The sequence below is a fragment of the Arthrobacter sp. 260 genome (genome assembly GCF_013116745.1).
In the GTDB taxonomy this organism is placed as follows: Bacteria; Actinomycetota; Actinomycetes; order Actinomycetales; family Micrococcaceae; genus Arthrobacter_D.
In genome coordinates this window covers 186,230-212,997 of sequence record NZ_JABFOE010000002.1, presented here as the reverse complement: position 1 = coordinate 212,997, position 26,768 = coordinate 186,230, and the positions used below count along the sequence as shown (strand labels likewise).

27 protein-coding genes and 1 riboswitch are annotated in these 26,768 nt (G+C 65.3%); of the genes, 19 read left to right on the top strand and 8 right to left on the bottom strand.

The window, feature by feature from the left end; translation table 11 throughout:
- Positions 1–52 precede the first annotated feature (52 nt).
- Together HMI57_RS03460 and HMI57_RS03455 are read right to left on the bottom strand one after the other, a co-directional pair.
- Positions 53–724, bottom strand: a complete 672-nt coding sequence (locus tag HMI57_RS03460; RefSeq protein ID WP_171584506.1) for a TetR/AcrR family transcriptional regulator — start codon at positions 722–724, stop codon at positions 53–55.
- Positions 721–1,560, bottom strand: a complete 840-nt coding sequence (locus HMI57_RS03455) for an alpha/beta hydrolase (RefSeq protein ID WP_171584505.1) — start codon at positions 1,558–1,560, stop codon at positions 721–723. The genes HMI57_RS03460 and HMI57_RS03455 overlap by 4 nt, the downstream gene beginning before the upstream one ends.
- 145 nt (positions 1,561–1,705) lie before the next feature.
- Between HMI57_RS03455 and HMI57_RS03450 the strand changes: the two genes are divergently transcribed.
- From HMI57_RS03450 to rbsD, 6 genes are all read left to right on the top strand, one after another.
- Positions 1,706–2,719 carry a LacI family DNA-binding transcriptional regulator gene (locus tag HMI57_RS03450; RefSeq protein ID WP_346655123.1) on the top strand — a complete coding sequence of 338 codons (1,014 nt, stop codon included), beginning with the start codon at positions 1,706–1,708 and terminating at the stop codon, positions 2,717–2,719.
- The gene (locus HMI57_RS03445; RefSeq protein ID WP_171584503.1) at positions 2,716–4,251 is read left to right on the top strand and encodes an ATP-binding cassette domain-containing protein; all 1,536 of its coding nucleotides are present in this window, start codon (positions 2,716–2,718) and stop codon (positions 4,249–4,251) included. The genes HMI57_RS03450 and HMI57_RS03445 overlap by 4 nt, the downstream gene beginning before the upstream one ends.
- Positions 4,244–5,227 (top strand): ABC transporter permease, encoded by a 984-nt coding sequence (locus HMI57_RS03440; RefSeq protein ID WP_171584502.1) that lies wholly within the window; start codon positions 4,244–4,246, stop codon positions 5,225–5,227. Before HMI57_RS03445 ends, HMI57_RS03440 begins: the two co-directional genes overlap by 8 nt.
- Before the next feature lie 68 nt (positions 5,228–5,295).
- Positions 5,296–6,237 (top strand): substrate-binding domain-containing protein, encoded by a 942-nt coding sequence (locus tag HMI57_RS03435; RefSeq protein ID WP_171584501.1) that lies wholly within the window; start codon positions 5,296–5,298, stop codon positions 6,235–6,237.
- Positions 6,234–7,298, top strand: coding sequence for a ribokinase (locus HMI57_RS03430; protein ID WP_171584500.1), 1,065 nt, complete (start codon positions 6,234–6,236; stop codon positions 7,296–7,298). The genes HMI57_RS03435 and HMI57_RS03430 overlap by 4 nt, the downstream gene beginning before the upstream one ends.
- The gene (rbsD, locus tag HMI57_RS03425; RefSeq protein ID WP_171584499.1) at positions 7,295–7,678 is read left to right on the top strand and encodes a D-ribose pyranase; all 384 of its coding nucleotides are present in this window, start codon (positions 7,295–7,297) and stop codon (positions 7,676–7,678) included. The genes HMI57_RS03430 and rbsD overlap by 4 nt, the downstream gene beginning before the upstream one ends.
- A 293-nt stretch (positions 7,679–7,971) precedes the next feature.
- Here rbsD and HMI57_RS03420 read toward each other — a convergent pair whose 3' ends face one another.
- Entirely contained in the window at positions 7,972–9,372 is a 1,401-nt protein-coding gene (locus tag HMI57_RS03420) for a DUF222 domain-containing protein (RefSeq protein ID WP_346655122.1), read from the bottom strand.
- Positions 9,373–10,308: 936 nt separating this feature from the next.
- A complete protein-coding gene (locus tag HMI57_RS03415; RefSeq protein WP_228720903.1) occupies positions 10,309–10,884 on the bottom strand; it encodes a TetR/AcrR family transcriptional regulator in 576 nt (191 codons plus the stop codon).
- Between the two features lie 66 nt (positions 10,885–10,950).
- On the opposite strand from HMI57_RS03415, the gene HMI57_RS03410 reads away from it, so the two are divergent.
- From HMI57_RS03410 to HMI57_RS03395, 4 genes are all read left to right on the top strand, one after another.
- The gene (locus HMI57_RS03410) at positions 10,951–11,448 is read left to right on the top strand and encodes a DUF4188 domain-containing protein (RefSeq protein ID WP_171584497.1); all 498 of its coding nucleotides are present in this window, start codon (positions 10,951–10,953) and stop codon (positions 11,446–11,448) included.
- Positions 11,449–11,503: 55 nt separating this feature from the next.
- Positions 11,504–11,872 (top strand): TfoX/Sxy family protein, encoded by a 369-nt coding sequence (locus HMI57_RS03405; protein ID WP_171584496.1) that lies wholly within the window; start codon positions 11,504–11,506, stop codon positions 11,870–11,872.
- Between the two features lie 255 nt (positions 11,873–12,127).
- Positions 12,128–13,030 (top strand): alpha/beta hydrolase, encoded by a 903-nt coding sequence (locus HMI57_RS03400; RefSeq protein WP_216607085.1) that lies wholly within the window; start codon positions 12,128–12,130, stop codon positions 13,028–13,030.
- A complete protein-coding gene (locus HMI57_RS03395; protein WP_171584495.1) occupies positions 13,027–13,905 on the top strand; it encodes a TPM domain-containing protein in 879 nt (292 codons plus the stop codon). Before HMI57_RS03400 ends, HMI57_RS03395 begins: the two co-directional genes overlap by 4 nt.
- 152 nt (positions 13,906–14,057) lie before the next feature.
- On the opposite strand, the gene HMI57_RS03390 is transcribed toward HMI57_RS03395, so the two are convergent.
- Positions 14,058–14,642 carry a TetR/AcrR family transcriptional regulator gene (locus tag HMI57_RS03390; RefSeq protein WP_171584494.1) on the bottom strand — a complete coding sequence of 195 codons (585 nt, stop codon included), beginning with the start codon at positions 14,640–14,642 and terminating at the stop codon, positions 14,058–14,060.
- A 26-nt stretch (positions 14,643–14,668) separates the two neighbouring features.
- Here HMI57_RS03390 and HMI57_RS03385 point away from each other — a divergent pair, with 26 nt between their 5' ends.
- Entirely contained in the window at positions 14,669–15,871 is a 1,203-nt protein-coding gene (locus HMI57_RS03385; RefSeq protein WP_171584493.1) for an MFS transporter, read from the top strand.
- Here HMI57_RS03385 and HMI57_RS03380 read toward each other — a convergent pair.
- The 3 genes from HMI57_RS03380 to HMI57_RS03370 form a co-directional block, all read right to left on the bottom strand.
- Positions 15,861–16,520: a methionine ABC transporter permease gene (locus HMI57_RS03380; protein ID WP_171584492.1), complete on the bottom strand. Its 660-nt coding sequence runs from the start codon at positions 16,518–16,520 to the stop codon at positions 15,861–15,863. The two genes, HMI57_RS03385 and HMI57_RS03380, sit on opposite strands and share 11 nt — an antisense overlap.
- Complete coding sequence (locus tag HMI57_RS03375; RefSeq protein WP_171584491.1) at positions 16,520–17,548, bottom strand: methionine ABC transporter ATP-binding protein; 1,029 nt, start codon at positions 17,546–17,548, stop codon at positions 16,520–16,522. The genes HMI57_RS03380 and HMI57_RS03375 overlap by 1 nt, the downstream gene beginning before the upstream one ends.
- A gap of 71 nt (positions 17,549–17,619) precedes the next feature.
- Positions 17,620–18,501: a MetQ/NlpA family ABC transporter substrate-binding protein gene (locus HMI57_RS03370; protein WP_171584490.1), complete on the bottom strand. Its 882-nt coding sequence runs from the start codon at positions 18,499–18,501 to the stop codon at positions 17,620–17,622.
- A 208-nt stretch (positions 18,502–18,709) separates the two neighbouring features.
- A riboswitch (SAM riboswitch) is annotated at positions 18,710–18,827 on the bottom strand.
- A 133-nt stretch (positions 18,828–18,960) separates the two neighbouring features.
- Between HMI57_RS03370 and HMI57_RS03365 the strand changes: the two genes are divergently transcribed.
- From HMI57_RS03365 to HMI57_RS03330, 8 genes are all read left to right on the top strand, one after another.
- Positions 18,961–19,647, top strand: a complete 687-nt coding sequence (locus HMI57_RS03365) for a GntR family transcriptional regulator (protein ID WP_171584489.1) — start codon at positions 18,961–18,963, stop codon at positions 19,645–19,647.
- An 86-nt stretch (positions 19,648–19,733) separates the two neighbouring features.
- Complete coding sequence (locus HMI57_RS03360; protein ID WP_171584488.1) at positions 19,734–20,726, top strand: sugar phosphate isomerase/epimerase family protein; 993 nt, start codon at positions 19,734–19,736, stop codon at positions 20,724–20,726.
- A gap of 55 nt (positions 20,727–20,781) precedes the next feature.
- A complete protein-coding gene (locus HMI57_RS03355; protein WP_171584487.1) occupies positions 20,782–22,521 on the top strand; it encodes a dihydroxyacetone kinase family protein in 1,740 nt (579 codons plus the stop codon).
- On the top strand, positions 22,514–22,981 hold the full coding sequence (locus tag HMI57_RS03350) for a ribose-5-phosphate isomerase (protein ID WP_171584486.1): 468 nt from the start codon (positions 22,514–22,516) through the stop codon (positions 22,979–22,981). Before HMI57_RS03355 ends, HMI57_RS03350 begins: the two co-directional genes overlap by 8 nt.
- Positions 22,982–22,985: 4 nt before the next feature.
- Positions 22,986–23,936: a 3-hydroxyacyl-CoA dehydrogenase family protein gene (locus HMI57_RS03345; protein WP_171584485.1), complete on the top strand. Its 951-nt coding sequence runs from the start codon at positions 22,986–22,988 to the stop codon at positions 23,934–23,936.
- Between the two features lie 10 nt (positions 23,937–23,946).
- On the top strand, positions 23,947–24,714 hold the full coding sequence (locus HMI57_RS03340) for a triose-phosphate isomerase family protein (protein WP_171584484.1): 768 nt from the start codon (positions 23,947–23,949) through the stop codon (positions 24,712–24,714).
- Between the two features lie 91 nt (positions 24,715–24,805).
- Entirely contained in the window at positions 24,806–26,212 is a 1,407-nt protein-coding gene (locus tag HMI57_RS03335) for a gluconate:H+ symporter (protein ID WP_228720902.1), read from the top strand.
- A gap of 120 nt (positions 26,213–26,332) precedes the next feature.
- Positions 26,333–26,758, top strand: coding sequence for an SgcJ/EcaC family oxidoreductase (locus HMI57_RS03330; RefSeq protein WP_171584483.1), 426 nt, complete (start codon positions 26,333–26,335; stop codon positions 26,756–26,758).
- The last annotated feature ends 10 nt before the right edge of the window (positions 26,759–26,768 follow it).

The following is a 26,768-nucleotide window of genomic DNA, read 5'->3' as shown; positions in this document are numbered from 1 at the left end:
GCCGTAAGCGCAAAGGCCGGACCCGTTGCTGGCGAAATGTCATGATCGAAGACTACCGGGGCCGCTCGCCATCAAATGTCAGGGCGGCACCGTCAGCGAGTTTCTGGAAGGCCGCCACCCCTGCTGCTGGGTCGGCCCGGAACGTGGGCTCCAGCCCGGCGACAACCAGACCGGCCAGGAGCTCGAAGGTGGCTTCCAGCCCCGGTGCGGACTCATCCCGCAGAACAGGCTCGGCGAGTAGCGGACCGACGGAAAGCACGCTGAGCAGGTGACTCATGGTCGCGGGGTCGAGATCGGTCCTGACCAGTCCGGCGTCGGCCATTGTGCGGAGGAAATCTTCTCCGAGAAGGACACGGGGGCGGTAGCGTTCTGGTCCCCGGATCAGGCCGGCAAGGATCTGCCCGTCATCCTCGTAGATCGCCCGCATGAACGGGCGTGCGAGCAACTCCGCAATCGAATGACGATAGATCCCGGAGAGGCGCCCACCCTCGGGATCGGCGGCGATCCGGGCCGCGGTGGAGTCCAGGTAGCGGCCCATCTCCCGCTGCACAGCGGCATCGACGAGGTCGGTCTTGCTCGGAAATTCCAGGTACACGGCACCCTTGGAGACCCCGGCTTCGCGCGCGATCCCATCTACCGAAGCACGCCGCACCCCTCCCCGGAGGATCAGTGCGACTGTGGCATCGAGAAGGTTTTCCCGCCGATCGGCGTTCTGACCGCTCATGAGGTACTCGTCACTGGCGCGTGTTCTGTGAGGAATTCCATCAGCACCCGGTTGAAGAACCTCGGGTTGTCCTGGTTGGCATTGTGACGGGCATCAGGGATCACCCGGTAGCGTGCAAGAGGATCGCGCGCGGCCCAGAGAGGTGCCGCCTTCCGGATGTTGCCGGTCTGATCATGGTCACCGTGGGTGAGCAGCAGCGGGTGCTCAATGCGATAACCGGGTTGTGGCCGGGCGACCCGTGTAACCGCCTCCCAGACGGTAAGGAACTCCTGCTTGCTCAGTGAGTTCATCGCCTCCCGCGCATAGGAGCGCACCTCGGGACTGTGGGCGAGGGACTTCACCATTGTTTCCTGGAGATGGCGGTAGGGCCACCACCGGAACCACGTCAGGGAACTGCGCAGGAGGAAGAGGGACCAGCGCGAGATGGGCGCCGTCGTGCAGGTGGACCCGATGATTCCCAGCGCAGTGATCCGCTCCGGGTAGCGCAGCACCAGATCCTGGGCGACATATCCGCCGAGCGACTGCCCGACGACGACAAACTGGCCCACCCCTTCCTCATCCACCAGGGCAAGGACATCGTCGGCCAAATCCGAGACCGTCAGGGTGGTGAGACCCAGGGGCTTGGACTCGCCGTGCCCTCGAAGGTCGACTGCCATCACCTGGTATCCCGCGGCGAGCAACGGTTCCAGTTGCCCGTTGAACATCAGGTGATCCATCGTCGCTCCATGCACCAGCACCACCAGCGGGGCCGACGTCGGGCCGCTCACCCAGGCATGCAACCGACTGTCCGCACGGTCAAGGACTATCACGCGTGACTGGTCGGCAGTGCTGCTCATGAGCCAAGTATTGACCGGATGACCGCAAACGGTCAATCGGTCATAGGTTCGTTTTCACAAGACGCGTTGACCGCCTCCAGAACCTGTGGCATAGTTTGGAATCGATTCCATGGAAACGATTCCATGGCGGCCGAGGAGCAACAGGGTGCGATCACTGACGATCAAAGACGTCGCCGACAAGGCGGGTGTCTCAGTAGCAACTGCATCCCGCGTGCTCTCAGGACATCCCTCCACCTCCGCCGAGGCCCGCACCGCCGTCACCGAGGCAGCCCAGGAACTCGGCTTCCGGCCCAACGCGCAGGCCCGCTCCCTCCGCAAGACCACCACCGAAACCATCGGCCTGGTCCTCCCTGATGTCCGCAACCCCTTCTTCGCCGACCTCGCGCACGCCATTGAACAGCGCGCCCGCGATTTCAAGTACCTCACCCTGTTCGGCAACGCCAATGAAAGCGCTGAGCAGCAGGATCGCTACTTCGACGTGATGCTCTCCCAGCGCGTCGACGGACTCATCGCCGCACCGCTGGGCGACCTCGAAAGCCTGCGCAGCATCCTCGACAGCGGCATTCCCACCGTCTTCGTTGACCGCGTCATCGCTGACACCGACGTCCCCAGCGTCACCCCCGACAACGTCACCGGGGTCCAAGAAGCCGTCCGCCACCTGACCGACCAGGGCCACCGCCGCATCGGCTACATCGCCGGACCGCAGTCCACCTCCACCGGCCGCGAGCGGCTCGCCGCCTACCAGGACGCGCTTGCCAGCACCGAGGCCGACGACGACGCCGACCTCATCTTCTTCGGCGACTTCCAGGCAGCCAGCGGCGCGGCTGGAGCACGGCACCTTCTCGAACTTGCCGAGCCGCCGACCGCACTCCTCGCCGCTGACAGCCTCATGAGTATCGGTGCCATCGGGGTCTGCAACGAGCGGGGTATCGGAATCGGAGCTGACCTTGCCTTTGTGGCGTACGACGACATCGAAGCCTTCGCCCTCCTGAACCCAGCGCTGACCGTCATCGCTCACGACGTCGACGCCATGGGCCGTCAGGCCGTCGAAATGCTGACCCAGGTCATCGCCGGGGAAACCCCCGCATCAGTCATCCTTCCCAGCAGGCTCATCATCCGTGGCTCCACCCCGCCCCTCCCAGGAGGCACAGCACTGTGAACACCCAACCCATCCTCACCCTGGACAGCGTCACCAAGTCCTTCGGACCCGTCACCGTCATCAAGGGGGTGACGGTCAACGTCTACCCCGGCAAGGTCCAGGTGCTGCTCGGCGAGAACGGTGCCGGCAAATCCACCCTGATCAAGATGATGGCGGGAGTACACCAGCCCGACGGCGGCCGCATCCTGGTCGACGGCAAGGAAGTGAAGATCACCGACACCAAGGACTCCGAAGCCCTTGGCATCGCCACCATCCACCAGGAACTCAACCTCGTGGGCTCCATGACCGTTGCCGAGAACATTTCGATGGGTCGCTTCCCCCGGCGCTTCGGCCTGGTGGACAAGCGCAAGATGCGCGAGACCGCCCGGGAGGCCCTGGCGATGATCGGCCTCGACATCGACGTGGACCTCAGGGTCGGCGACCTCGGCATCGCCCGCCAGCAACTCGTCGAAATCGCCAAGGCACTCAGCCTCAACGCGCGGATGCTGGTTCTCGACGAACCAACAGCGGCCCTCACCAAGCGGGAGATCGCCGCACTGTTCGCCGTCGTCGAGGATCTCCGCAAGCGCGACGTCGGAATGGTCTTCATCTCCCACCACCTGGACGAAATCGCCTCGATCGGCGACTCGGTTTCAGTGCTGCGCGACGGCGAATTCATCGCCGAGGTGCCCGCGGACACCCACGAGGACGAGCTGGTCCGCCTGATGGTGGGCCGCTCCATCGAAGCGCAGTTCCCCCGCCGCCGCGAATGGGACGGCCCCGCCGACACCCTCCTTGAGGTGAAGGGCCTCTCCACCAAGGGAGTCATCAACGACGTCACGTTCTCGGTGCGTGCGGGGGAGATCGTGGGTCTGGCCGGCCTGGTCGGCGCAGGCCGCACCGAAGTCATCCGAGCCATCGCCGGAGCCGACCCGTATGTGGGCGGCAGCGTCAAGGTCCGCGGCAAGGACCTCCCCAAGTCCAACATCGGCGCGGCCATCAGGGCCGGCGTCGGGCACGTGCCTGAGGACCGGAAGGGCCAGGGCCTCGTACTCGGCGCGACGGTCAACGAGAACGTGGGCTATGCGACGCTCGCCTCGACCTCGAAGTCCGGCCTGGTGGACCGGTCCGGTCAGCGCAGCCGGGCGCAGGACATCGCTGACAAGCTCAGGATCCGGATGCACACCCTTGACCAGCCGGTCGGTTCGCTCTCGGGCGGAAACCAGCAGAAGGCAGTGTTTGCCCGGTGGATCGTGGCGAACTCGTCGGTGCTGCTGCTCGATGAGCCGACCCGCGGCGTCGACGTCGGCGCGAAGGTAGAGATTTACGAACTGATGAACGCGATCACCGCAGCCGGTGGCGCCGTCGTCATGGTTTCCAGTGAACTCCCCGAGGTTCTTGGGATGAGCGACCGGATCCTGGTGATGAGCGGTGGACATATTTCAGGTGAACTGGCGGCCGAGCATGCCACACAGGACGCCATCATGACGCTCGCCGTCCGCGACGTGCAGCGCGATCTCGAAGACAAGTCAATGGAGGACGGGCATGAATAAGGTAGCAACCACCACCGCGAGGAAGCAGGTGTCCAGCGGTGCGAAGGCGAAGAAGTTCCTCGCCGACAACGGGGCGCTCGTGGGCCTGGTGGTGCTGGGCCTCGCCCTGTTCATCGCCACCCCCGACTTCCTGACCGGGCCCAACCTGCTGAACATCGGAATCCAGGCCTCGGTCATCGCGGTTCTGGCATTCGGGCTGACCTTCGTCATCGTCGCGGCGGGCATTGACCTGTCGGTCGGCTCCGTGGCGGCGCTGTCAGCGATGGGCTCCGCATGGATCTTCTCGACGGGCTCGATGCCGGGCTGGGTTGCCGTCGTCGGCGGTCTCGCGATCGGCACCCTGAGCGGTGCGGTGAGCGGGTACGCGGTGGCGTTCGGCAGGCTGCCGTCGTTCATCGCCACGCTGGCCATGCTGAGCATCGCCCGCGGCCTGACCCTGGTCATCTCCGATGGCCGCCCCATCGCCACCGCCCCCGAGGTGTCCTTCCTCGGCGGGAACCTGGGGATCATCCCGATGCCGATCGTGGTTCTGGTGGTCGCTGGCCTGGTGGCCGCGTTCATCCTGAACTTCACGGTGATGGGCCGCTACATGTACGCGGTGGGCGGCAACAGGGAAGCCGCACGGCTCTCGGGCGTCCCGGTCCGCAAGGTCCTGGTGACGGTCTTCGCGCTGTCCGGGTTGTTCGCCGCCGTCGCGGGTCTCCTGCTATCCGGCCGGTTGGATTCCGCGCAGCCACAGGCAGCGTCCGGGTATGAGCTGGACGCGATTGCCGCCGTCGTCATCGGTGGCGCGTCGCTGGCCGGCGGCGTCGGTCGCATCACCGGCACCCTGGTTGGTGCGCTGGTGCTGGTGGTCATCCGCAACGGCCTGAACCTGCTGAACGTCTCCTCGTTCTGGCAGCAGGTGGTGATCGGCGTGGTGATCGCCGTCGCCGTCGGCATCGACTCCCTGCGCCGCAAGAACTCACCGCACTAAAACTTTCCTCCCCCGTAATCGACCGATCAATCACTGAGTAAGTTCATTCACCGAGTAAGGAATCAACAATGAAGTTCACTTCCCGCAAGACCGCCGCACTGACCGTGTCACTGGCACTTGCCCTGAGCATGACCGCCTGCAACCGCGACAGCGGCGAAAGCGCCGAGGGTTCGGCGTCGGCCACGCTCGCCGTATCCACCCTGAACAACCCGTTCTTCGTGGAACTGCGCGATGGTGCCGAAGAAGCAGCCGAGGCTGCCGGCATGGAGCTCGACGTCGTCGACGCGCAGAACGACTCCGCCACGCAGACCAACCAGCTGGCCACCGCCGCCACCAGCGGCACCGACGCCGTTCTGATCAACCCAGTGGATTCCGACGCAGCTGCCGCCTCGGTGGCACCGCTGATCGAGGCTGACATCCCGGTAGTGGCAGTTGACCGCACCGTCAACGGCGCCGAGGTCCAGTCCCTCGTCTCCAGCGACAACGTAGCGGGCGGCCGCCAGGCAGCCGATGAGCTGGCAGCAGCCATGGGCGAAGAGGGCGAAGTGATTGTCCTCCAGGGCGTCGCCGGCACCTCAGCCAGCCGCGACCGCGGTGCAGGCTTCGAGGAGGGCATGGCCGCCTACCCCAACATCACCGTTGTGGCGATGCAGACCGCCAACTTCGACCGTGCCGAGGCACTGAACGTTGCCACCAACCTGCTGCAGGCCAACCCTGATGTCACCGGCATCTTCGCCGAGAACGACGAAATGGCGCTCGGCGCCATCCAGGCCCTGGGCGACCGCGCAGGCGACGACGTCAGCGTTGTTGGCTTCGACGGCACCGAGGATGGTCTTGCTGCGATCGAGGCAGGCACCCTGACCGCGACCATCGCACAGCAGCCAGCCGAGCTGGGCCGCCAGGCAGTTGAAGTTCTGGAACAGATCCTCGCCGGCGAAACCGTCGAAGAGACCATCCCCGTTCCCGTCACCACCGTGAACGCTGACAATGTCGGAGAATTCACCGAATGAGCACTGAGCCGTCGGGCGTCGTCGTCGTAGGGTCCATCAACGCCGACCTCGTAGTCACCCTGGAACGCCACCCCCAGCCGGGCGAAACCCTGCTGGGGCGGACCATGACAGTGATGCCCGGCGGCAAGGGCGCCAACCAAGCCGTTGCTGCGGCGAAGCTTGGCGCCCGTACCGTCATGATCGGCGCAGTCGGTCAGGACACGTATACAGAGGTTGCCCTGTCCGGGCTGAACGACGCCGGGGTTGATACCGGGGCCGTGGAGCGCGTCGCTGGTGTCAGCACCGGTGTTGCCATTGTGGAGGTCGACGACTCAGGCGAGAACACCATTGTGGTGATCCCCGGCGCGAATGCCGAGGTGACCCCCGAGCTGGTCGCCGCCTCGTCGCAGGCCATTGCCGACGCCGCCGTGCTGGTGCTACAGGGTGAGATCCCTGCGGGGTCGGTCACGGCGGCAGTCGGGGTGGCTAGCGGCCGGGTGGTCATAAACCTGGCGCCGGTTATCGTGTTGGACCGTTCGACGCTGCTCCGGGCCGATCCCCTGGTGGTCAACGAGCACGAGGGCGCGCTGGTCTTGGCTCAGCTGGCCGGGTCTGCTTCTGGTGGGGCTTTGCCTTCCGAGGATGCTGATTCTACTGAGCCTGCTGTTCCTTCTTCGCATGCTGCGCCTTCCAACCACGCTGTTCCTTCCCAGCACGCCGCGACGGCGCGGGCACTGGTTGAGTGTGGGTTTGCTTCGGTTGTTATGACTCTCGGTGGGAGCGGCGCTCTGCTGGCTACTGCCTCTGACCTGCTGGAGATCCCTGCGCCGAAGGTGCCCGTCGTGGACACCACCGGCGCCGGTGATGCTTTCACCGGCGCGTTGGCTGCCCGGTTGAGTGCCGGGGATTCGCTGCCCGACGCTGTTCGGGTTGCCGTGCTGGTCGGAGCGTACGCCGTCGGGACCGAGGGCGCCCAGCCGTCCTACCCGTCGCTTGAGGATCCGCTGCCTGCTGCACCGGGAACCACCGCACACTCGCTTGCGGGTGCGCAATCATCTGCTGAACAGGACACTGACGCGTGAAGAAGACCGGAATCCTCAACGGACCTCTGAACGGGATCCTCGGCACTCTGGGTCACGGACATCTAGTGGTGATTGCCGACGTCGGGATGCCACTGCCCGACGCGGACACGGTCGTTGATCTGGCGCTGGTGAAGGGCATCCCGTCCTTCACCGAGGTGCTGCAGGCTGTGCTGGCTGATGTTCAGGTCGAATCGTCGCTGCTGGCCTCCGAAGCGACCGGATCCTCCGTTGAGACGATCGTCCGCGCCGAAGGGCTGAATCCGGACTTTGTGAGCCACGAAGACCTGAAGGCTTTGTTGCCCTCGGCACGGTTGATCATTCGGACCGGCGAGGCGACTCCATACGCCAACGTGGTGTTGCGCTGCGGAGTCACCTTCTAACAGCTGTCAGGCGGATCTGATGGGTCGCTGGTTGCTCTGCCTCACTGGTTCGGTGCGTCCCGGAGACGTTCTTGCTCACTGGCTAGATTTGCCGCACTAGCTCGTCCTTCGCCCTAAACATCGTGAACAGCAGACTTCGGGGCATCGTGGGCATTGAGCCTCGGGACTTCGGGACCACAGAAACTCGGAACCGTAGGGCCCCGCACCTCATGGTCAGGAGGTGCCCGCACCTCGTGGACAGACTGGCTGATCCCTGGGTCTTGAAAACTGCGCAGTTGTGGAAGAGGTGCCGCTTAGAAGGGCGGTGGGTCTTTCTTTGGTGCCGGTGGTGGGTCTGGTCTGGTGAGGTAGGTTTCGCCGGCGGGTGAGATGGCGATGATCATTCCGGGTTCGGGTTGTCGGTAGTGCCAGTAGCCTTCGGATTTGAGTTTGTGGTGGCGTTTACACAGCGCGGCCAGATTCGAATAGCTGGTTTTCCCGCCGTGTGACCAGGGTTTGGTGTGGTCGAGTTCGCAGAACACCGCCAACCGGTTACATCCCGGATGCCGGCAGGTCCGATCCCTGACCCGGACCGCGTCCTGGAGGTCTTTGGGGACCCGGTAGGTGGTGGCGTCGGCCCCCAGCCTGGCCCCGGTGAACGGGTGGGTAAGGATCCGGGTGAACGATGGGGCGTGCCCGGCGAGCTTCCTCGCCGTCTCCGGGTCAATCGGCCCGTACCCCTCGAGTTCGCCCGGGGTATCCCCGCCGAGGAGGGTCATCACGGGGACGGTGACGAACACTTTCGCCTGCACACCCCAATACGCACCTGCACCACCACGGCTAGCTGGCTCGCCCACGACAGTCGATCCGCTGTTCCCCGGCGTCCCGCCCAGTCCGCTGATACTGTCCGGCGTCGTCGTTCTGAAGGTCTGATCCGGCTCGCTGGCACCATCGGCGACTTGTTGCCCGGAACTCATCTCGCCGGTGGTGGTGCCCCCGGCGGTGGTGCTTCCGGTGGTGGGGTGCCCTTCGTGGTCCGTCATGTGCCCGGTGGCGCCGGCACTGGTGAGGACGTCTGCGAGGACGTCGGCGCGTAGCTGGGTGAGGGTCCGTGGTTCGTCGGGGCCTTGCAACGCACGGGCGGCGGTGTCGACGCGGTGGAAAATCCCGGCAGCCTGATCCACGGGTAGGTAGGCTTCGAGCCAGGCCATCCCGTCGTAGCTGGGGGTCAGGAACACCCCGCGTTCCTTCACCGCCCTCTTACGCCGGGTGGTGATGGATTCGGGGTGGAGTTCTTCGCGGAGCCGGTTCGCTTGCTGTCGGAACTTCGTCACCGTGGTCAGGGCCGCTATGCCGATGAGTCGTGCCTCAAAATCCGCGGTGACGGCTGGGTTGGTGTCGGGGATGCTGGTGGCTTCCTCGACCACAGCCCACGCGTGCCGTTTGCTGAGTTTCCCGGCCTCCAACGCTTCCAGGGTGGCTGGGCAATACCGGGTGAGCAGGGTGCTGTGCTCGACGAGGAACCCAGCCGTCCGCTCGGGCACGTGCAGGGCTGCACTGATCTCCGACGCGGTCACGGTTTTCTCGTACCCCCAGTCCCTCGGATCGTGGTGGGTGTGTTCGGTTTGCAGGTCAAGGGCCCGGGTCACGACTTTGGCTTCCTGGGCGTCCAACCAGGACCGTGCCTCGTCGATGTCCTTCAACGTGTCCAACACCTGGCAAGCGTCCAAACCACCCACAGCAGCCAACCGTAACTGCCCAGTCAGTGCGGGAGGCTCACTACTGGAGCGCACCCGCACATCCGGGTCATCCCCGAAGTGAAAGAGTTCCCACGCTTCAGAAAACAACCACTCAGGACCCGGCTCACCCGAATCTGGTTCTGCTGAATCCGCCTCCGTTGAATCGGATCCTGTTGAACCCGACCCCGCTGAATCTGGCCCCGTTGATTCTGGCCCTGTTGAGTCCGGCCCTGTTACCTCGGACCCGACTGAGTCGGACTCAGCCGGGTCTGCATCGTTCCGATCGGCCTCGGTCTCAGCCGAATCAGTATCCGCCGCGGGCTCCGGCGGCGCAACGACCGGAGCCATCCACACCGACTCAACACCCAACGGACCAGCAGCCCCATACCCCGAAGAACACCCGGTGGGCGCCTCCGTAGACGTATCGGCGGCGGTCTCCGCGGACACGTCCGCGGTCCGGCTATTAGAAGCGGAATCCGCGGATCCGGGAGGAATCACCGGTCCGGTAGAAGAAGCTTCACTGCTTTCCATACCTCTATTCGATCACCCGCCACCCCCAAAATAAGGTCCCAACTGGGGGCTGCGCAAAAAGAATTTCCATGAATTTTCAGGGGTGGCAAAGGACACTGAACGGGGCGTTAACAGGCTCCAGTCCAAAGCTTCACCACTGTCGAGTGCCGAAAATTAGCGAGTCTGGTCATCGGGAAACCGCTGAATTTCCCCAAGCGTTCATGCAAGCTTGCCGCCTTGTCCGGTGCAAACCTTCTCACATCCACTCGAACCCTCCTCGGATGATACCCATACTTCAACTGGCCGACCGCCCCCGCTTCCCATCCGACTCAGGTGGTAAGACGATCACACAAGTTGCGTCGCTCCATCAGGCAAAGAAGCCCCGCCCAGTTGCCACCTGACTCAGGCAGCCCAGCCACGGGCAATGGCGTCGAGTGCCGAACGGTAAACCGCAGCCCAATCGGCATCGGGACGACCCATCTGCGCCAGCTCCAGACTGACAATCCCGTGCACCTGACCCCAGATCGCGACGGCAACCAACTCCACCGGTGCCTGCACCAGCACGCCGGCTGACTGCGCTGCCGCGACCGCTTCCATCAGCGGCTGCATCGCATCGCTCGCGGCGTCCGGGCTGGGCTGACAATCGGCATACGCAGCCAGGGCGCCCCCGAACATCAGCCGGTACAGGGCCCGATGCTCCAGCGCCCAGGTCCGGTAAGCGACCCCCAAAGCATCCAACCCGCCGTCGGCGGCTGCCAGCTGCGAATCACGGAACGAGCGGAACCCGTCGTCGACGACGGCCGTCAACAGTTGGGATTTCCCACCGAACAGCGAATAAACAGCCGACGTGGACGTCCCCGCCGCCGAGGCAACATCGCGCAGTGTCACCCGCGCGGGCCCGTCTCGGTCAAGCAGGTCGGCAGCCACGGACAGTAGGTCCTGCCGCAGGGAATCGTTATGAACTACAGGTCTTGCCATGAGATCCATTGTTTCATAACATTGTTCCATAACAACGTTACAGAAGTTTGAGCCGAGGGAGTTCCGATGGCACAGCAGATCTACGCGGGCCGGCACACTGCTGACCCGGCAAGTGAAACCGTCACGGTGTTCCTCATCGGCATGCGGGCCAACCGCTGGTGGAAGATCAGGAAAGTCAGCAGGGTCGCAGCCGCCATGCCGCGGATGCTCCAGCATCTGGCCTCCGACCCGGCCGCGGGAATGCTGGGCTACGAGCAGTGGTTCGGCCGTACCACCATGCTGCTCAGCTACTGGGAGAGTCCTGAACACCTGCGAAAATTCGCGGCGGATAGGGAATCGCCCCACCTGGAACCCTGGCGACGGTTTATGAAAGAACTCTCGGGCACCGGCGATGTAGGTATCTGGCACGAAACGTACCAGGTCCCCACCACCGGAATCGAGACCGTCTACAACGGAATGCCACTGTTCGGCCTGGCAAAAGCGACTGCGCACGTTCCCATCGGGGTGCGCAACAATACGGCGAAGCAACGGATGGGCCGGGTACCCGGGCCGAAGGTCCCTTGACAGAATCCGCCCCTCGTCTCATATTCAAAGGGCATCCGTAACCGAGGGGGCTGCCGTGATCAACACTTCTTCATCGCGTGAGTATCTTTCCGTTCGGCTTCGAGACCTCTTCGCCTCCTACCCGGACGTGCGGGAGATCCGAATGTTCGGCGGAATCTCTTTCATGGTGAATGACCGCATGGCAGTAGCCGCCGATCGTGCTGGCGACCTGCTGGTGCGAACCAACCCAACCGACTACGACGACCTCCTCCGACGCGGCGCGGTTCCGGCGCTGATGGGCCAGGACAAACCGATGGGACGCGGATGGCTGACCGTGCCACGCCACCAGCTCGACGACGACGCCGAGCTCGCGTACTGGGTGAACGTCGGCATCAGCTCCGGGGAACCTGCCAAAGGTAAACCCGTCAGCGCTCACGATCACTGATCTGCTGGATGGTCCAGCGGTTGCCATCCGGGTCAGCAAAGGTGCAGAAACCGACGTTGTTCAGATCATCCTCGGGGAGCCGGGGGCGGAGACCATCACGGGCATAGACCTGCATCTCGGACAGTTCAACCCCGCGCCCGGTGAGACTCCTGCCCGGGCGGCTTGTGCCGACAGGCTGCTGCTGCGCGAATTGGGGGTAAAGGAGCGAAGCTGCCCACCCTGTGCAGCGATCGACGGTTTCCCTATGCTGGCCCCATGACTGAACGAGAGCCAGGCGTGCAGTGGCAGTCGGTGATGGTCGAGGTGACCGGCGGAGTGATCGCTGCCCAGGCGACCGGGAGCCCAACCAACCCTGTCATCCTGTTGATCGGCGGAGCCACCTGGTCGCGGGATTGGTGGGCTGAGGACTTCTGCGGCACACTCGCTGACCAGGGTCTACGGGTGATCCGCTATGACACCCGGGATACCGGGGAATCCACCTGGTCTCCCCCGGGTGAACCCGCCTACACCGGAGAGGACCTGATCCGCGACGCCGTCGCGATCCTTGACGCGTTCGACGCCCGGACGGCGACAATTGCCGGCCTGTCCATGGGCGGCGGTATCGCACAGGAGATCGCCGCGCTTCACCCCGATCGGGTTGCCGCCCTGGTGTTGATGTCGACCAGCCCGGTGAGCCACACCGGCGTCGACCTCCCCGGACCGTCACCTGAGGTCGCTGCCCTTTTCGCCAATGCGCCACCGGAGCCGGATTGGTCGGACCGCGAAAGTACCGTTAGCTGGGTGGTTGACGGCGAACGGCCCTACGCAGGCCCGGGCTATTTCGACGAGGCAGCCGTCCGCGATCTGGTGGCGCGGGTGTGGGATCGCACCCCGTCAATGGCGAGTGCCTTCACTAACCACTTCATGATTGCGTCGTCGGGACCGTCAGTGGACCTGAACGCTCTGCGGGGCATCCCGACGCTGGTGGTCCACGGATCGGCGGACCCACTCTTCCCTCCCGCACATGGCAGGGCGCTGGCAGCCGCGCTGGACGCCCCGCTCCTGATGCTCGACGGCGTAGGCCACCAGACATCGCCCCGCACGTTCTGGCCGGAGGTTGTCACGGCGATCGTTAGACTCACGGAAGGACCACCGGGCAGCCACAAGGGGGCACCATGACGATCAGCAGACGCGCCGGCGGAGCAGCAGCCACCCTGTCGATGCTGCTCCTCGTACTCACCGGATGCGGCAACAGCGAACCGGCGACGGCGCCGGATCGCCCCGCCGAGGGCAACGTGCTCGACAGTGCCGACGTCCTGACCACCGCGGAGGAGCAGAGCCTCAACGCGCTGATCGAGGAACGGAACATCAGCACCGATGGCGCCCGCGTCGCCGTGCTCACCGTCGAGAACGCCGGCGGTTCCATCGAGGACTATGCCCGCAGCGTCGCCAACGAGTGGGAAGTGGGCGACGCGGGCGCGGACAACGGTGTGCTCGTGGTCGCCGACACCGCTGAGCGGGAGTTGCGGATTGAAACCGCCGACGGCGTCCGCCAGCAGTTCTCCGACGATGAGGCGGCAGTGGTGATCGAGGACGTTCTTGAACCGGCGTTCGCCGATGAACAGTATGCCGAAGGCCTCACCGAGGCGGTCGAACAGATCTACCTGCACGCCGACGGGCAGGAGCCGGTCCAGGAACCATTCAACTGGGCACTCCTCGCGTGGGTCGTCGGAGGGATCACCGCCCTGCTGGGCATCATCATCTCCGCTATCACCGTCGACTCCCGCCGCCATCGTCGGGTGGCCGACGCCGAGATCCGGGAGGCCGAAGAGAAGGATCCGACCTTCCGCCTCACCGAAGAACAACGCAAGGCGTACCGAAAGTACCGCTACAGCAATCGCGGCGACGACGCCGTGAACTACCCGCCGACCTGGCTCCCCCTGTATATCGCCAACCCGGCACTGTATTCGGGGGCCAGTACCGGCACTCAGGCGGGCTCGTCGTTCGGCGGGGGCGGCGGCTTCACCGGCGGCGGAGCATCCGGCAAGTACTGAACCCCGGATGACTTCGAACTGTTGACTCCTGACGGCCGAGGCACGGGGGTTCGTCGAGGCGTTCTACGAGACGGGCGGAATCGGCGAGGAAGACTTTCCCGATCACAGGCCAGCGAACCAGGGACCCTAGCGTCCGGCGCCAAACCCAGGTGTCATGCCGGCTGGCTGACGGCGGCGTCGATCGCGAGGTGAGAGGTTTTCAGTCCAAGCGCGACGGCGTCAACGGTCGCCACCCCGCGGAGAATCATCCCCAGCACCCCCGTATAGATGAGGAGTAATTGCTCCGCCAAAGCATCAGCACCCGCTGGCCCCACCACCGGGACTGCCAGTTCGCGCAGACGGGTACTGAGGAGGTGCGTGTCACTGGCCAGCGTCTCCTGCAGGGCGTCGCCCGGCTGGGGCGACTCGGCAGCGACACCGAGAAATGCGCACCACCGTGCGGGAGTGACACTCTCCCTGTAGTTCTGCAGTGCGGGCAGCAGCGCCACGAGGCGGTCCCGAGGCGTCGATGCTTCGTCCACCGCCAGCCGCCAGGCCTCATCCCAGCGGCCCAGACGGCGTTGCAGCGCCTGGATGATGAGCCCCTCCTTGTTGCCGAAGTGGGCGTACAGCGTGGCCGGAGCAACGTTCGCCTGCTTCAGGATTACGTCCACGGGAGTGGCTGCAACACCCTGGGTGAAGGCGAGATCCTCGGCGGCTTCCAGGAGGCGTTCTCGTGCGCTGGGTTGTGCAGTCATACCTCCATCCTATAACGTTCGTTTCAATGAAACGTACGTTACAGTCCTCGCAGCCGACAGCTCCCCGCTTCTCAGTGATGGCGCTGGCGCTAATCGCCGCCACCTACGGCCTGGCCCGCCTGGGCTACGGACTGTTTCTCCCCTCGTTCTCCGCAGCGTTCGCCTTGACGCCGACGGTCGGTGGCCTGCTGGCCTCCGGTGCGTCGGTGATCTACTGCGTGTCGGCACTGATCGGGTTCCGCTTCGCGCCCACCCGGCCACGCCTGGTGACCATCCTCGCCGGTGCCACTGCGGCGTCGGGCAGCGCAGGAATTGCCGCCGCGCAGAACACCGTCTTTTTCGCTGCGGCAGTGCTGATTGCGGGGATGGGCGCCGGCTTTGCCTCGCCGGCACTGGTGGAACTGGTGCGCCGCAATATCCCTCTCGCGGAGCAGAACAAAGTACAGTCGGTGGTGAATTCGGGGACCGGCTTCGGCGTGGTGATCGCTGGGGTGCTGGCCCTGGTGGTCGCCTCCTCCTGGCGACTGGCGTGGGCGCTGATCGCCGTCGTCGCGCTCGGCGCCCTGATCGGCGTGCTCAGGACCGACCAGTCGCGCATCGCTGAAGGAACCACGGATCATCCGGTGACGTCAACAAGGACGGGCGCCGAACTGCGCGCCCTGTGGCACCCGATCGTGGCGGCGTTCAGCTTCGGAGTGGGCGCGTCAGCCATCTGGGTGCACGGCCGCACCCTCCTCGAGGATCAGGGCATGGCGGTGACCCTGTCGGCCGGAGCGTGGATTGCGCTCGGCGTCGGCGGAGCGGGCGCTGTGCTGACGGCACCGTGGCTGGCCCGGCACACCCTCCGGACCACGTGGCCGGCCACCGTCGTCACCGTGGCCGCCGCAACGGGCGTGTTCGCCCTGGCACCCCAGAACCTGCCCCTCAGTTTCGCAGCCGCAGCGCTGTTTGGCCTGGCCTACACCGCCGCCACCTCGGTACTGATTATCTGGGCCACCCACTCGGCCACGCACAGCGCCGCCGGAACGTCGATCCTCTTCACCAGCCTGGTGCTCGGACAGGCGGTCGGGGCACCCCTGACCGGCTCGTTGATCGAGAGGCTCGGATTTCCCGCGGCCTTCGCCATCGCTGCGGTGATCTGCCTGCTCGGGGTGCTGAAACCGGCGCCGCGACCTCACTCTACAGCTGAAGGGAAAGCCTCGGCGCCGGAACTGGAAACTACCGCCTGAGCGCCTTCCGGGCGAGCACGTTCCCCAGGAACTGGACCGCCTGCACCAGCAGGATAATCACAATCACCGCGGCCCAGGTGACCCAGGGGTTGAACTGCCGGTAACCGTACTGGATGGCGAAGTTACCCAAGCCGCCACCGCCCACATACCCGGCGACCGCCGACATATCGACCAGGGCCACGAAGATGAACGTGTAGCCAAGGATCAGCGGCCCCAGGGCTTCCGGGATCAGGATGGTCAGGATGATCCGGAGCCGGCCTGCGCCGACCGAGCGTGCTGCCTCGATCACGCCGGGCTGCACAGTCAACAAGTTCTGCTCCACGATGCGGCTGATCCCGAATGCGGCCGCCAGCGACAGTGTGAAGATGATGGCACTGTTGCCGATACCGGTCCCGGTCACAGCCCGGGCCAGGGGTTGCGCCGCGGCCAGGAAGATGATGAACGGGATGGGTCTGAAAATGTTGACGATGATATTCAAGGTGCCGAACACGGCACTGTTCCCCAGGATGCTGCCCGCCCGGGTGGTGTACAGGCCAATCCCGAGGAGCAGCCCACCGAGGCCACCGAAGAACAGGCTGAACCCGACGATGTAGAGGGTCTCGTAGGTGGCAACCCACAGTTCCGGGGAGAGGTCGATGACGGAATCCATCAGCTGAGCTCCTTCACAGTGGTGCGGGCGGCGAGACTGGCGAGTGCTGCGTCGATCGAGGCTCCCGGTCCGGTGAGGGCGAGGGTGAGATGCCCGAACGCGCGGCCCCTGATGTCGTTGATCCCGCCGTAGATCAGCTCGAACTCGACCCCTGCGGCGGCGAGTTCAAGGAACACCGATGCCTGGGATGAGTCGCCGTCGCGGAAGGAAAACGTGACGATCCGCCCGGCATGCCGTTCGCGCAGTGCGGCGAGCTCGTCGGGTGCCGGGATGCCCCGGACCACTGTGGAGACGAACCGCTGGGATGAGGCCTGGCGCGGGTTGGAGAAGACGTCGAACACGTCGCCCTGCTCGACGATCCGCCCGCCGTCCATCACCGCCACCTTGGTGGCGAGGGTCTGGATGACGTCCATCTCGTGGGTGATCACCACAATGGTGATGCCAAGTTCCTCGTTCACCCGGCGCAGCAGCCGCAACACCTCGTGGGTGGTCTCGGGGTCCAGCGCCGAGGTGGCCTCATCGGCCAGGAGGATCTTCGGTGAGGTGGCCAGCGCCCGGGCAATCCCGACGCGCTGCTTCTGGCCCCCGGAAAGCTGTTCAGGGTAGTTCGACGCCTTGTCGGCCAACCCCACAAAGTCGAGGAGCTCAGTGACGCGGGCCTGGATTTCCTCCCGGCTTTTCCCGGCGACGCGGAGCGGGTAGGCCACGTTGTTCCAGACCGTTTTGGCGTTGAACAGGTTGAACTGCTGGAAGATCATGCCAATGTCGAGGCGCAGCTTGCGTAGCTGGCGGTCCGGCACGTTGGTGACCTGGTGTCCGTCGACGATGATCGTGCCACTGGTCGCCTTTTCCAGCGCGTTGATCAGCCGGACCAGGGTGCTTTTGCCGGCACCCGAGTATCCGATGATCCCGTAGATCTCGCCAGCCTCAATGTCGAGGCTGACGTTGTCGATAGCGCGCACGGGATCGCCACCGCGCCGCCCCGGAGGGAAGCTTTTGGTGACGTCCTGCAAAGAGATGAGGGGCATGGTGTTCCTTGTCGGAAGAGCCCTGCGGCCAGCCGGGATCGCCGGCCGGCCGCAGGAGTTGGCGGGCCTGGTCAGCCCTGGGCTGCGGTGTCTTCCTCAACGGTGTCGAGGGTCGACTGCAGTTCCTCGGGAGTGACCACCAGGAACTCGGCCGTCCCACCCGAGGTCTCCTGGACGGCGTCCTGCACCTCCTGGTTCTCCTGGTAGATGCTCACCAGCTTCTGGTAGGTCTCGTTGTTCTCCTCACCGGCGCGGGCGGCGAACACGTTCACGTACGCCACGGCGGCGGGATCCGTCGGATCGTCCTGCGCGATGGCGTCCTCGAAGTTCAGCCCCGCGTCCTGCACGAAGTCGTTGTTGATGATCGCAGCGGCGACGTCGGGAAGCGACGTAGGGGTCAGCGAGGCTTCGAGGGTGGTGACGGTGACCTTGGAGGCCTCCTCGTCGATGTCGTCGATGGTCGAGAAGGCGCTGCCACCGCCGTCGAGCACCACCAGTCCAGCGGACTGGAGCACGAGCAGACCCCGGGCGAGGTTGCTCTCGTCATTGGGGACGGCGACAGTGGAGCCTTCGGGGATCTCGTCGACCGACCCGTACTGGGTGGAGTACAGACCGAGGGGGTAGATCGCCGTGGACCCGATCGGGGTGAGCTCCTCACCGCTGGAGACGTTGTAGCGGGCCAGGTACACCAGGTGCTGGAACTGGTTGAGGTCAAGTTCCTCCTCGCTCAGGGCGGGGTTGGGCTGGGTGTACTCGGCGAAGTCGATGACCTCGAGGTCAATGCCCTCCTCCGCCGCGGCTTCGGTCAGCAGCCCCCATTCCGGGTCACTGGCTCCGACGACGCCGAGGCTGATGCTTTCATTGCCGGAGTCGGAGCCTTCCGACGAACCGCAGGCGACGGTGAGGGCCAGAAAGGGGACCACGGCAAGGGACAGGAGTTTGCGGGAATTCATTGATTTTCCTTTGAACGGGATATTGGAAAAGTCCAGCGGGCAGGCGAAATCGGCCGGAGGCTCCTGCTGGATCGGCTTAAAGAAAAGGGAGGCGAATGCGCTGCGGAAACTGCAGCGACAATCGGGTGGGGATTCCTCGGGTGTTACATACTGGCTCGCTTCGAGATTGCGGGCGGTATCGCCGAGACCTTTGTGGGTACTCCTGGATACGCCGTACTTGCCATCCGGGGACTTGTTCCGGCGGCCGAATCTTCACCTGAAGCACCCCACTACGGGAGAGGGTTGCTGTTCAACCGGCCAGGGAGCCATTGGTTGAACTCTTGATTCTGAGTTCAACCTAAAGCAGATAATTCACCGGGTCAAAAATTTAGCGAAAAGGATCGTCATAAATGACCTTCCGGAGACCTTCAGGAATTCATGCCCGCCGACCTGTATCGGTAGTTCCTATAGGATTTATCTATGTCCGCCGCCGCTCCCCGCCGCACCCTGAACCGTCAGGTGCTCGCCGATCATGTCCACGAGGAGCTCATGTCCTGGCTGATCGACGGCCGGCTGGAAGCAGGGGCGAACCTCAGCATTGACGGCATCGCCCGTGACCTGGATGTCTCCCCCACCCCGGTCCGCGAGGCGCTGGCCCGTCTGGAACATACCGGCATGGTGCGCCGCGTTGCGCTCAAGGGCTACAAGGTGGCGCCGCTCTTCACCGCGCCCGAGCTGGCACAGCTGGTCGATGCCCGGCTGATGATCGAACCCGTGAACGCCGAGCTCGCCTGCGCCCGGAGCACTCCGCAGCTGGTCGACGACTTGAAGCAGACCATCGAGGATCTACGTCATGCCCCCACCGGTGCCTCCTACGCTGAGTTCCGCGAATACTGGAAGGCTGATGAGGACTTCCACCGTCTGATCGCCGAGCACACCGGCAACCCCTTCATCCTCAACGCCTACCGCACCCTCGGCGGCCAGGTGCAGCGCTTCAGGTTCTTCGCCGGCCTGGGCGTCACCGACGCCGACAACGCCATCGCTGAGCACACCGCCATCCTCGATGCTTTCGCGGCGGGGGACGCTGCCGCGGCCCGCGCAGCGATGGTTGCCCACCTCAATGGCGTCAAGCAGCGGTCCATCCTGGACAGCGCAGAGCACCCCTAGAACTTCCCGTCCTGATGCGGAACCCTTGACTCTCGGCGTGTGATCGACAATCCTATAGGAAATACGATTACACAATGGAGTGACTAATGGTTTATACAGCTGACACCTGGCCCATCACGGCCGCCCTGCTTCAGTTCCCGCACGAGACTTCTTCCGGGTCCATGCAGGACGCGGACGCAGAGGTCTGGAAGAGCGTCTTCACCGAAGTGCGCGACGCCGGCTTCGACAACGTCGATTTCTTCGACACCTGGATCAAGCCCGGGGACCTGTCCACCGAACGCCTCGACGAGCTGAAGCTCGCTGCCACCGAAGTGGGAGTGGGTGCACCCGCCATCTCCGCCATCCGCCGCAGCGTCATCGACGAGCAGAATTGGGAAGACAACCTCGCCTACAGCCACCGCACCCTCGAGGCCGGCGCGCAGCTGGGCTGCGAAGTGGTCTCTTTCGGACTGCACCAGGCGCTGACCGCCGAGCAGAAGAAGCAGCTGTGGTTCTGGACCGTCGAAGGTCACAAGGACCCGGTCAACGATCCCGAAGTCTGGCAGAAGGCTGTCACCCGCCTCCGTGAACTCGGCAACCACGCCGCCGACCTGGGCCTGCTGCTCTCCCTCGAACTCTACGAAGACACCTATCTGGGCACCGGCGACTCCGCCGCCCAGCTGGTGCAGGACATCGATCTGCCCAACGTTGGCCTGAACCCGGACCTGGGCAACCTGGTACGCCTGCACCGCCCGATCGAGTCCATCCAGGAAATGATCGCCAAGACCGTTCCCTACGCCAACTACTGGCACGTCAAGAACTACACACGGGACGAGAACCTGGCCCGCAACCAGTTCGTGGCCATCCCCGCTCCTCTCGAATCCGGAGTGATCAGCTACCGCGAGGCTTTCCGCACCGCGCTGGCGCACGGGTTCCAGGGCATCATCTGCGCCGAGCACTACGGCGGAGACGGCCTCAGCGTGTCAGCGTCCAACCAGGACTACCTGCGCAACCGCATCCTCCCCAAGACCGTGGACTACGCGCTCGGGCAGCCGCTCGTGGCGCAGGGCCGGCAGCAGCCACGCGGCGCCTCGGTCTAACGCATCCCACCAGCCCGCCCGGCCCAGCCGGGACACATCGATTCAACGAGGAATGATGACACGTATCTTTGATGAGCCGGCCACCTTCGCCGATGATGCCCTTGACGGCTTCACTGCGGCCAACCGCCGGTACGTTGCCCGCGTAGACGGCGGCGTGGTCCGCTCCACCGAAATGGACGAGGGCCAGGTTGCCCTGGTTATTGGCGGCGGCTCCGGACACTACCCTGCCTTCGCCGGGTTGGTGGGCCAAGGCCTTGCCGCCGGGTCAGCCTGCGGCAACATGTTCGCGTCCCCCGCCGCGGGACAGGTCTACCGGGTGGCCCGTGCCGCGAACAACGGCGGCGGGGTGCTGCTCAGCTACGGCAACTACGCCGGCGACGTTCTGCACTTCGACCAGGCCCAGCTGCGCCTCAACGCCGAAGGCATTGAGACGCGCACCGTGGTGGTCACCGATGACATTGCCAGCGCCCCCATCGACCAGTTGGAGAAGCGCCGCGGGATCGCCGGGGACCTGACCGTGTTCAAGGTCGCCGGCGCCGCCGCCGAAGCCGGGCTGAGCCTGGACGAGGTGGAGCGATTGGCGCAGAAGACCAACTACCGCACCCGCTCGCTCGGCGTCGCGTTTGACGGGTGCACCCTTCCCGGGGCGAAGGAACCACTGTTCACCGTTGAGCCCGGCCACATGTCCCTGGGTCTGGGGATCCACGGCGAACCAGGGATATCCGACCACCCCATGCCCACCGCCACCGAGCTCGCCGAGCTGCTGGTCAGCACTTTGCTCAAGGACAAGCCCGACGACGCCGGCACCCGCGTGGTGCCCATCGTCAACGGGCTCGGGACGGTCAAATACGACGAGCTCTTCCTGCTGTACGGCCGGATCGAGTCGCTGCTGACCGCCGAAGGGCTCGAGATCGTTGAACCCGAGTGCGGTGAACTGGTGACCAGCCTGGACATGGCGGGGGTCTCCCTGACCCTGCTGTGGCTGGATGAGGAAATCGGAACCCACTGGGCCGCACCCGCCGACACCCCCGCCTTCCGCAAGGGCAACGTCGCGGCCCGTGCCCACCGCGACGTCGAACAGCTCGCCGCGGCAGCCGAAGCCCCCGTGGAACCCCCCACCGCCGCAGCGGCAGCGCTCAGCAGCGCCGCCGTCACCCTCCTGGAGTCGGTGCGCGCCGTCGTCATCGAGCATGAGGAAGAACTCGGCCGGCTGGACGCGGTCGCCGGCGACGGCGACCACGGTATCGGGATGCGCCGCGGGGTCGACGCAGCGGCAGCTGCTGCCGCTGCGTCTGCAGCCGCCGACGCCGGCGTGGACCGCGTGCTGGTCGTTGCCGGTGAAGCCTGGGCCGAGAAGGCGGGCGGCACCTCCGGAGCCCTATGGGGATCGGGGATCATCGCCGTCGGGCATGCCCTCGGCAACCGTGACGCCTACACCGCCGCCGAAGCCCACGCCGCGGCCGTTGCATTCCAGAGAGCGATCGTGGGGCTGGGCAAAGCCGAGGCCGGGGACAAGACCATGGTCGACGCCCTCCTCCCCTACGTCGAGGCGTACACCTCCAGCCACACGGGCGGCGCGTCAGTCACGGAGAACCTCAGCAACGCCGCCGCGGCCGCCACCACTGCCGCCGACGAGACGGCGGCGCTCAGCCCCCGCAAGGGCCGCGCCCGGCCCCTGGCCGAGAAGAGCGTGGGCCACGCCGATCCGGGAGCCATTTCGTTTGCGCTCATCGCCGAAGCGGTGGCCCGCACCTATCAAGAATTGATCACCACAAAGGAGAACAGCCATGAGTGAAAAGCTGCGCATCGTCATCGGAAATGACGAAGCAGGAGTCGAGTTCAAGACGGCGCTGAAAGCGCTGCTGGAAGCGGACAGCCGGGTGGAGTCGGTGCTCGACGTCGGCGTCGGTTCCGACGACACGACCGCGTACCCCCACGTGGCCGTCGCCGCGGCCCGCAAGGTTGCCGCCGGCGAGGCCGACCGTGCCCTGCTGATCTGCGGGACTGGCCTGGGTGTCGCGATCTCCGCCAACAAGGTGCCGGGCATCCGCGCCGTCACCGCCCACGACAGCTACTCGGTGGAGCGGTCGGTGCTCAGCAACAACGCGCAGGTCCTCACCCTCGGCCAGCGCGTCATCGGCCTGGAGCTCGCCAAGAAGCTCGTGAAGGAGTGGCTGGAGCACCGTTTCGACGAGACCAGCTCCTCCGCCGCCAAGGTGGACGCCATCAGCTCCTACGAACCGAAAGAGGACTAAGCGCATGACACGCACAGTTGCAATTGTTGGATCCGGCTACATGGGCGGCGGCATCGCCCAGGTGCTGGCCCTGTCCGGCGCCCGGGTGGCCCTCTCGGACATCTCCGAGGAGGTCGCGCAGAAGAGCTACCAGCGTCTGATCACAGAGTCCCGCGACTTCGTCTCGGCCGGACTGTTCCCTGACGGCGCCACCGAGACCATTGAGAAGAACATCTTTGCCGCCGCCTCGGTGGAAGCCGCCGTCGCCGACGCCGACTTCATCGTCGAAGCCGTCCCCGAGGTCCTGGAGATCAAGAACGACATCCTCACCCGGATCAGCACCGCGGCGCCGGCAGACGCCATCATCGGCTCCAACACCTCGACCATTTCCATCGGCGAGATGGCCAAGTCGGTCACCAACCCGGAGCGTTTCCTCGGGGTGCACTTCTCCAACCCGTCACCGTTCATCCCGGGCGTCGAGATCATCCCCCACACCGGCACTTCCGACGCCGTAGTGGCCACCGCACAGGAAATTGTCCACGAGACCGGCAAGGAAACCGCAGTCGTCAAGGATGTCACCGGGTTTGTGCTGAACCGGCTCCAGTACGCGCTGTTCCACGAAGCCACCCAGCTGGTGGAAGAGGGAGTCGCCACGCCCGAGGACATCGACACCCTGGTCCGCACCACTTTCGGCTTCCGGCTGCCGTTCTTCGGGCCGTTCGCGATCGCCGACATGGCCGGTCTGGACGTCTACAACTTCTGCTACAAGTCGCTGCAGACTGACTTCCCGGAGCGGTTCGCCACCCCGAAGGTGCTGTCCGACCTGGTGGACGCCGGCAAGCTCGGCACCAAGACCGGCGCCGGCTTCCTCAACGTGCCCGCCGACCGGACCCCCGAGCTGATCGCGTACCGCAACAAGGCGTACGTCGCGATGCAGCAGCTGATGAAGGACCTCGGTCCTGCACCACTGAACTGAGCCGGCACCCATGACCGCTCCACGCCCCCAGTACATCGGGGTCAGCACCAAAATGTACCTCGGCTACCAGCAGAGCCTTGACTGGATGGACGGGATCCGCGCCGAGGTACTGGCGCGCCCCGCGCTGGCGGGATTGGTCCACACGTTCGTGGCGCCGTCGTTCCCGGTTCTGGAGAGTGCCCAGCGCATCTTCTCCGGGACCGGGGTGCGTGTCGGTGCACAGAACTGCAGCACCGCCGACGGCGCGCTGACCGGTGAGGTCAGTGCGGGACTCCTGGCCGAGCTCGGCGTGAGCCTGGTGGAGCTGGGACACGCGGAACGCCGTCGGCTGTTCGGCGAAGACGATGCGGTGACCAGGCTGAAGGTGGCCGCCGCCGTCGACGCCGGGCTGACACCCCTGCTGTGCGTCGGCGAAGCGGAGCGGACCAGCGCGTCGGACGCAGCTGACTTCTGCCGGGCCCAGGTGGACGCAGTGCTCGGGAACGCGGCGATTGACGACGTCGTCCTCGCGTACGAGCCCGTGTGGGCGATCGGCGCCGCTGAACCCGCCCCGGCGGACTACGTGAACGACGTCGTCACCGGGCTGCGCGCCCAGCTGGACTCGGGCCGCGACGGCCAGGGCGCGACGATCATCTACGGCGGCAGTGCCGGTCCCGGCCTGCTGCCCCGGCTGGACGCCGTGGACGGCCTGTTCCTGGGCCGGTTCGCGCATGAGCCACAAAACTTTGGCCTGGTGCTCGATGAAGCACTGGCCAGAACGGACGCCCGGACCTCCTAACCGGGCACCACCATCTAACGACCGGCGGCTCCAGCACCGTGCGGAAGCCGTCTACCCAAGCACCAACGTAGTTGCGAAGAGGAGTTTTGACATGCCCTTAATACCCATGACAACCCAGGCGGTGACCAGCGGGTTACCGATCCCCGCCCTCCTGGGCATCGCGGTGGCATCCATCGTGGTGCTCCTGTTCCTGATCATCAAGGTGCGGATGCACGCCTTCTTCGCGCTGATCATCGTCAGCCTCATCACCGCGGTGGTGGCGGGCGTGTCCGCCGACGAGCTCCTGGCCACTCTGGTGGGGCCGTTCGGCACCACTCTGGGCAACATTGCGCTCCTGGTGGGCTTCGGCGCCGTGCTGGGCCGCATCGTTGAAACCTCGGGTGGCGCCAAGGTCCTCGCGGACAGCCTGCTGAAGCGGTTCGGCGAAAAGCGCGCTCCCCTGGCCCTCTCGGTCGCGTCGCTGCTCTTCGGCTTCCCCATCTTCCTTGATGCCGGTTTCATTGTGATGCTGCCGATCATCTACACCGTTGCACGGCGCCTGGGCGGCGGACTGCTGCTGTACGCGCTGCCCGCAACCGGCGCGTTCCTGATGATGCACGCCCTGGTTCCGCCCCACCCGGGCCCCGTTGCCGCCTCCGGAATTCTGGGCGCCGACGTCGGCCTGGTCCTGATGGTGGCCCTGCTCGTGGGTCTTCCCACCTGGTATGTGGCCGGCTACCGTCTGGCCCTGGTTCTCGCCCGGCAGCACCCCGATATGCCGGTACCCAATCTCCTGGGCGAGCCTCCCAAGGACAACCCCAACCCGCCGAAGTTCGGCACCGTCCTGTTGGTGCTGCTGCTTCCGCTGGTCCTGATCTTCATGAACACGGGACTGAACACCCTGGGCACCGCTGGCGCCCTGCCGGAAGACGCGCTGTGGGTGAACGTCCTGGTGTTCATCGGAAACACGCCGATTGCCCTGCTGATCTCCACGCTGCTGGCCATGTACCTGCTGGTGATCCGTCGCCGTACCGAGAAGCTGGACGGCGCGCTGGAGAACCTGGTCGACGACGCGCTGGCACCCGTCTGCTCGATCATCCTCATCACCGGCGCGGGCGGCATGTTCGGCGGCGTCCTGACAGCCACCGGTATCGGTGGCGCGATGGCTGACGGGCTCGACGCGATCGGCCTGCCCCTCATCCTCGCCGGGTTCCTGATTGCCGTCATCATGCGTGTGGCCCAGGGTTCGGCGACCGTTGCCGGCACCACCGCCGCCGGCCTGATGGCACCCGCCGTCGCCGCCTCGGGCGAAACCAGTCCGCTGGCCCTCGCCTGCCTGGTCGTGGCGATTGTTGCCGGAGCCATTACGTTCTCCCACGTCAACGACTCCGGGTTCTGGCTGGTGAGCCGGTTCCTCGGCATGACCACCAAGCAGGCCCTGATGACCTGGTCGGTCATCGCGACAGCCATCGGATTCATGGCCTTCGGCCTGGTCTGGATCCTGTACCTGTTCGTCTAACCCGACCGGGGCGTCCACCGAAACACCACGCCAGGCGCGGCCTCCCAATGGGGGCCGCTCCTGGAGGTTAACCTGTGCTTTCCGTTCCGCTCCGGCTGCGGATGTGCCACACTCGCTCCCATGAATTCACTGACGGTTGATCAATTCCCGGAGCGCTACGCAGCGGCGGTATTCGCCAAGGACGTCGATGCACTGCTCGGCCTGTACGACGACGGCGTACGGCTGTTCGACCTGTGGGGCGTGTGGAGTTACGAGGGTGCTCCCGCGTGGCGGCAGGCGGTCGCTGACTGGTTCGCGTCCCTGGGCGCCCAGCGGGTGGGCGTCGGCTTCGACGATGTCAGCATCATCGGGGGTGACGACCTCGCGACGGTGAACGCCATCATCACCTACCGGGACCTCAGCCCCGACGGCACTGAGGAAGGGTCAATGCAGAACCGGCTCACGTGGGTGCTCAAGAACACCGACGATAAGTGGAAGATCATCCACGAACACACGTCGGCTCCGGTGGACTTCGACACCTCGACGGTGATGCTGCACCGCGGGTAATGCTGCGGCG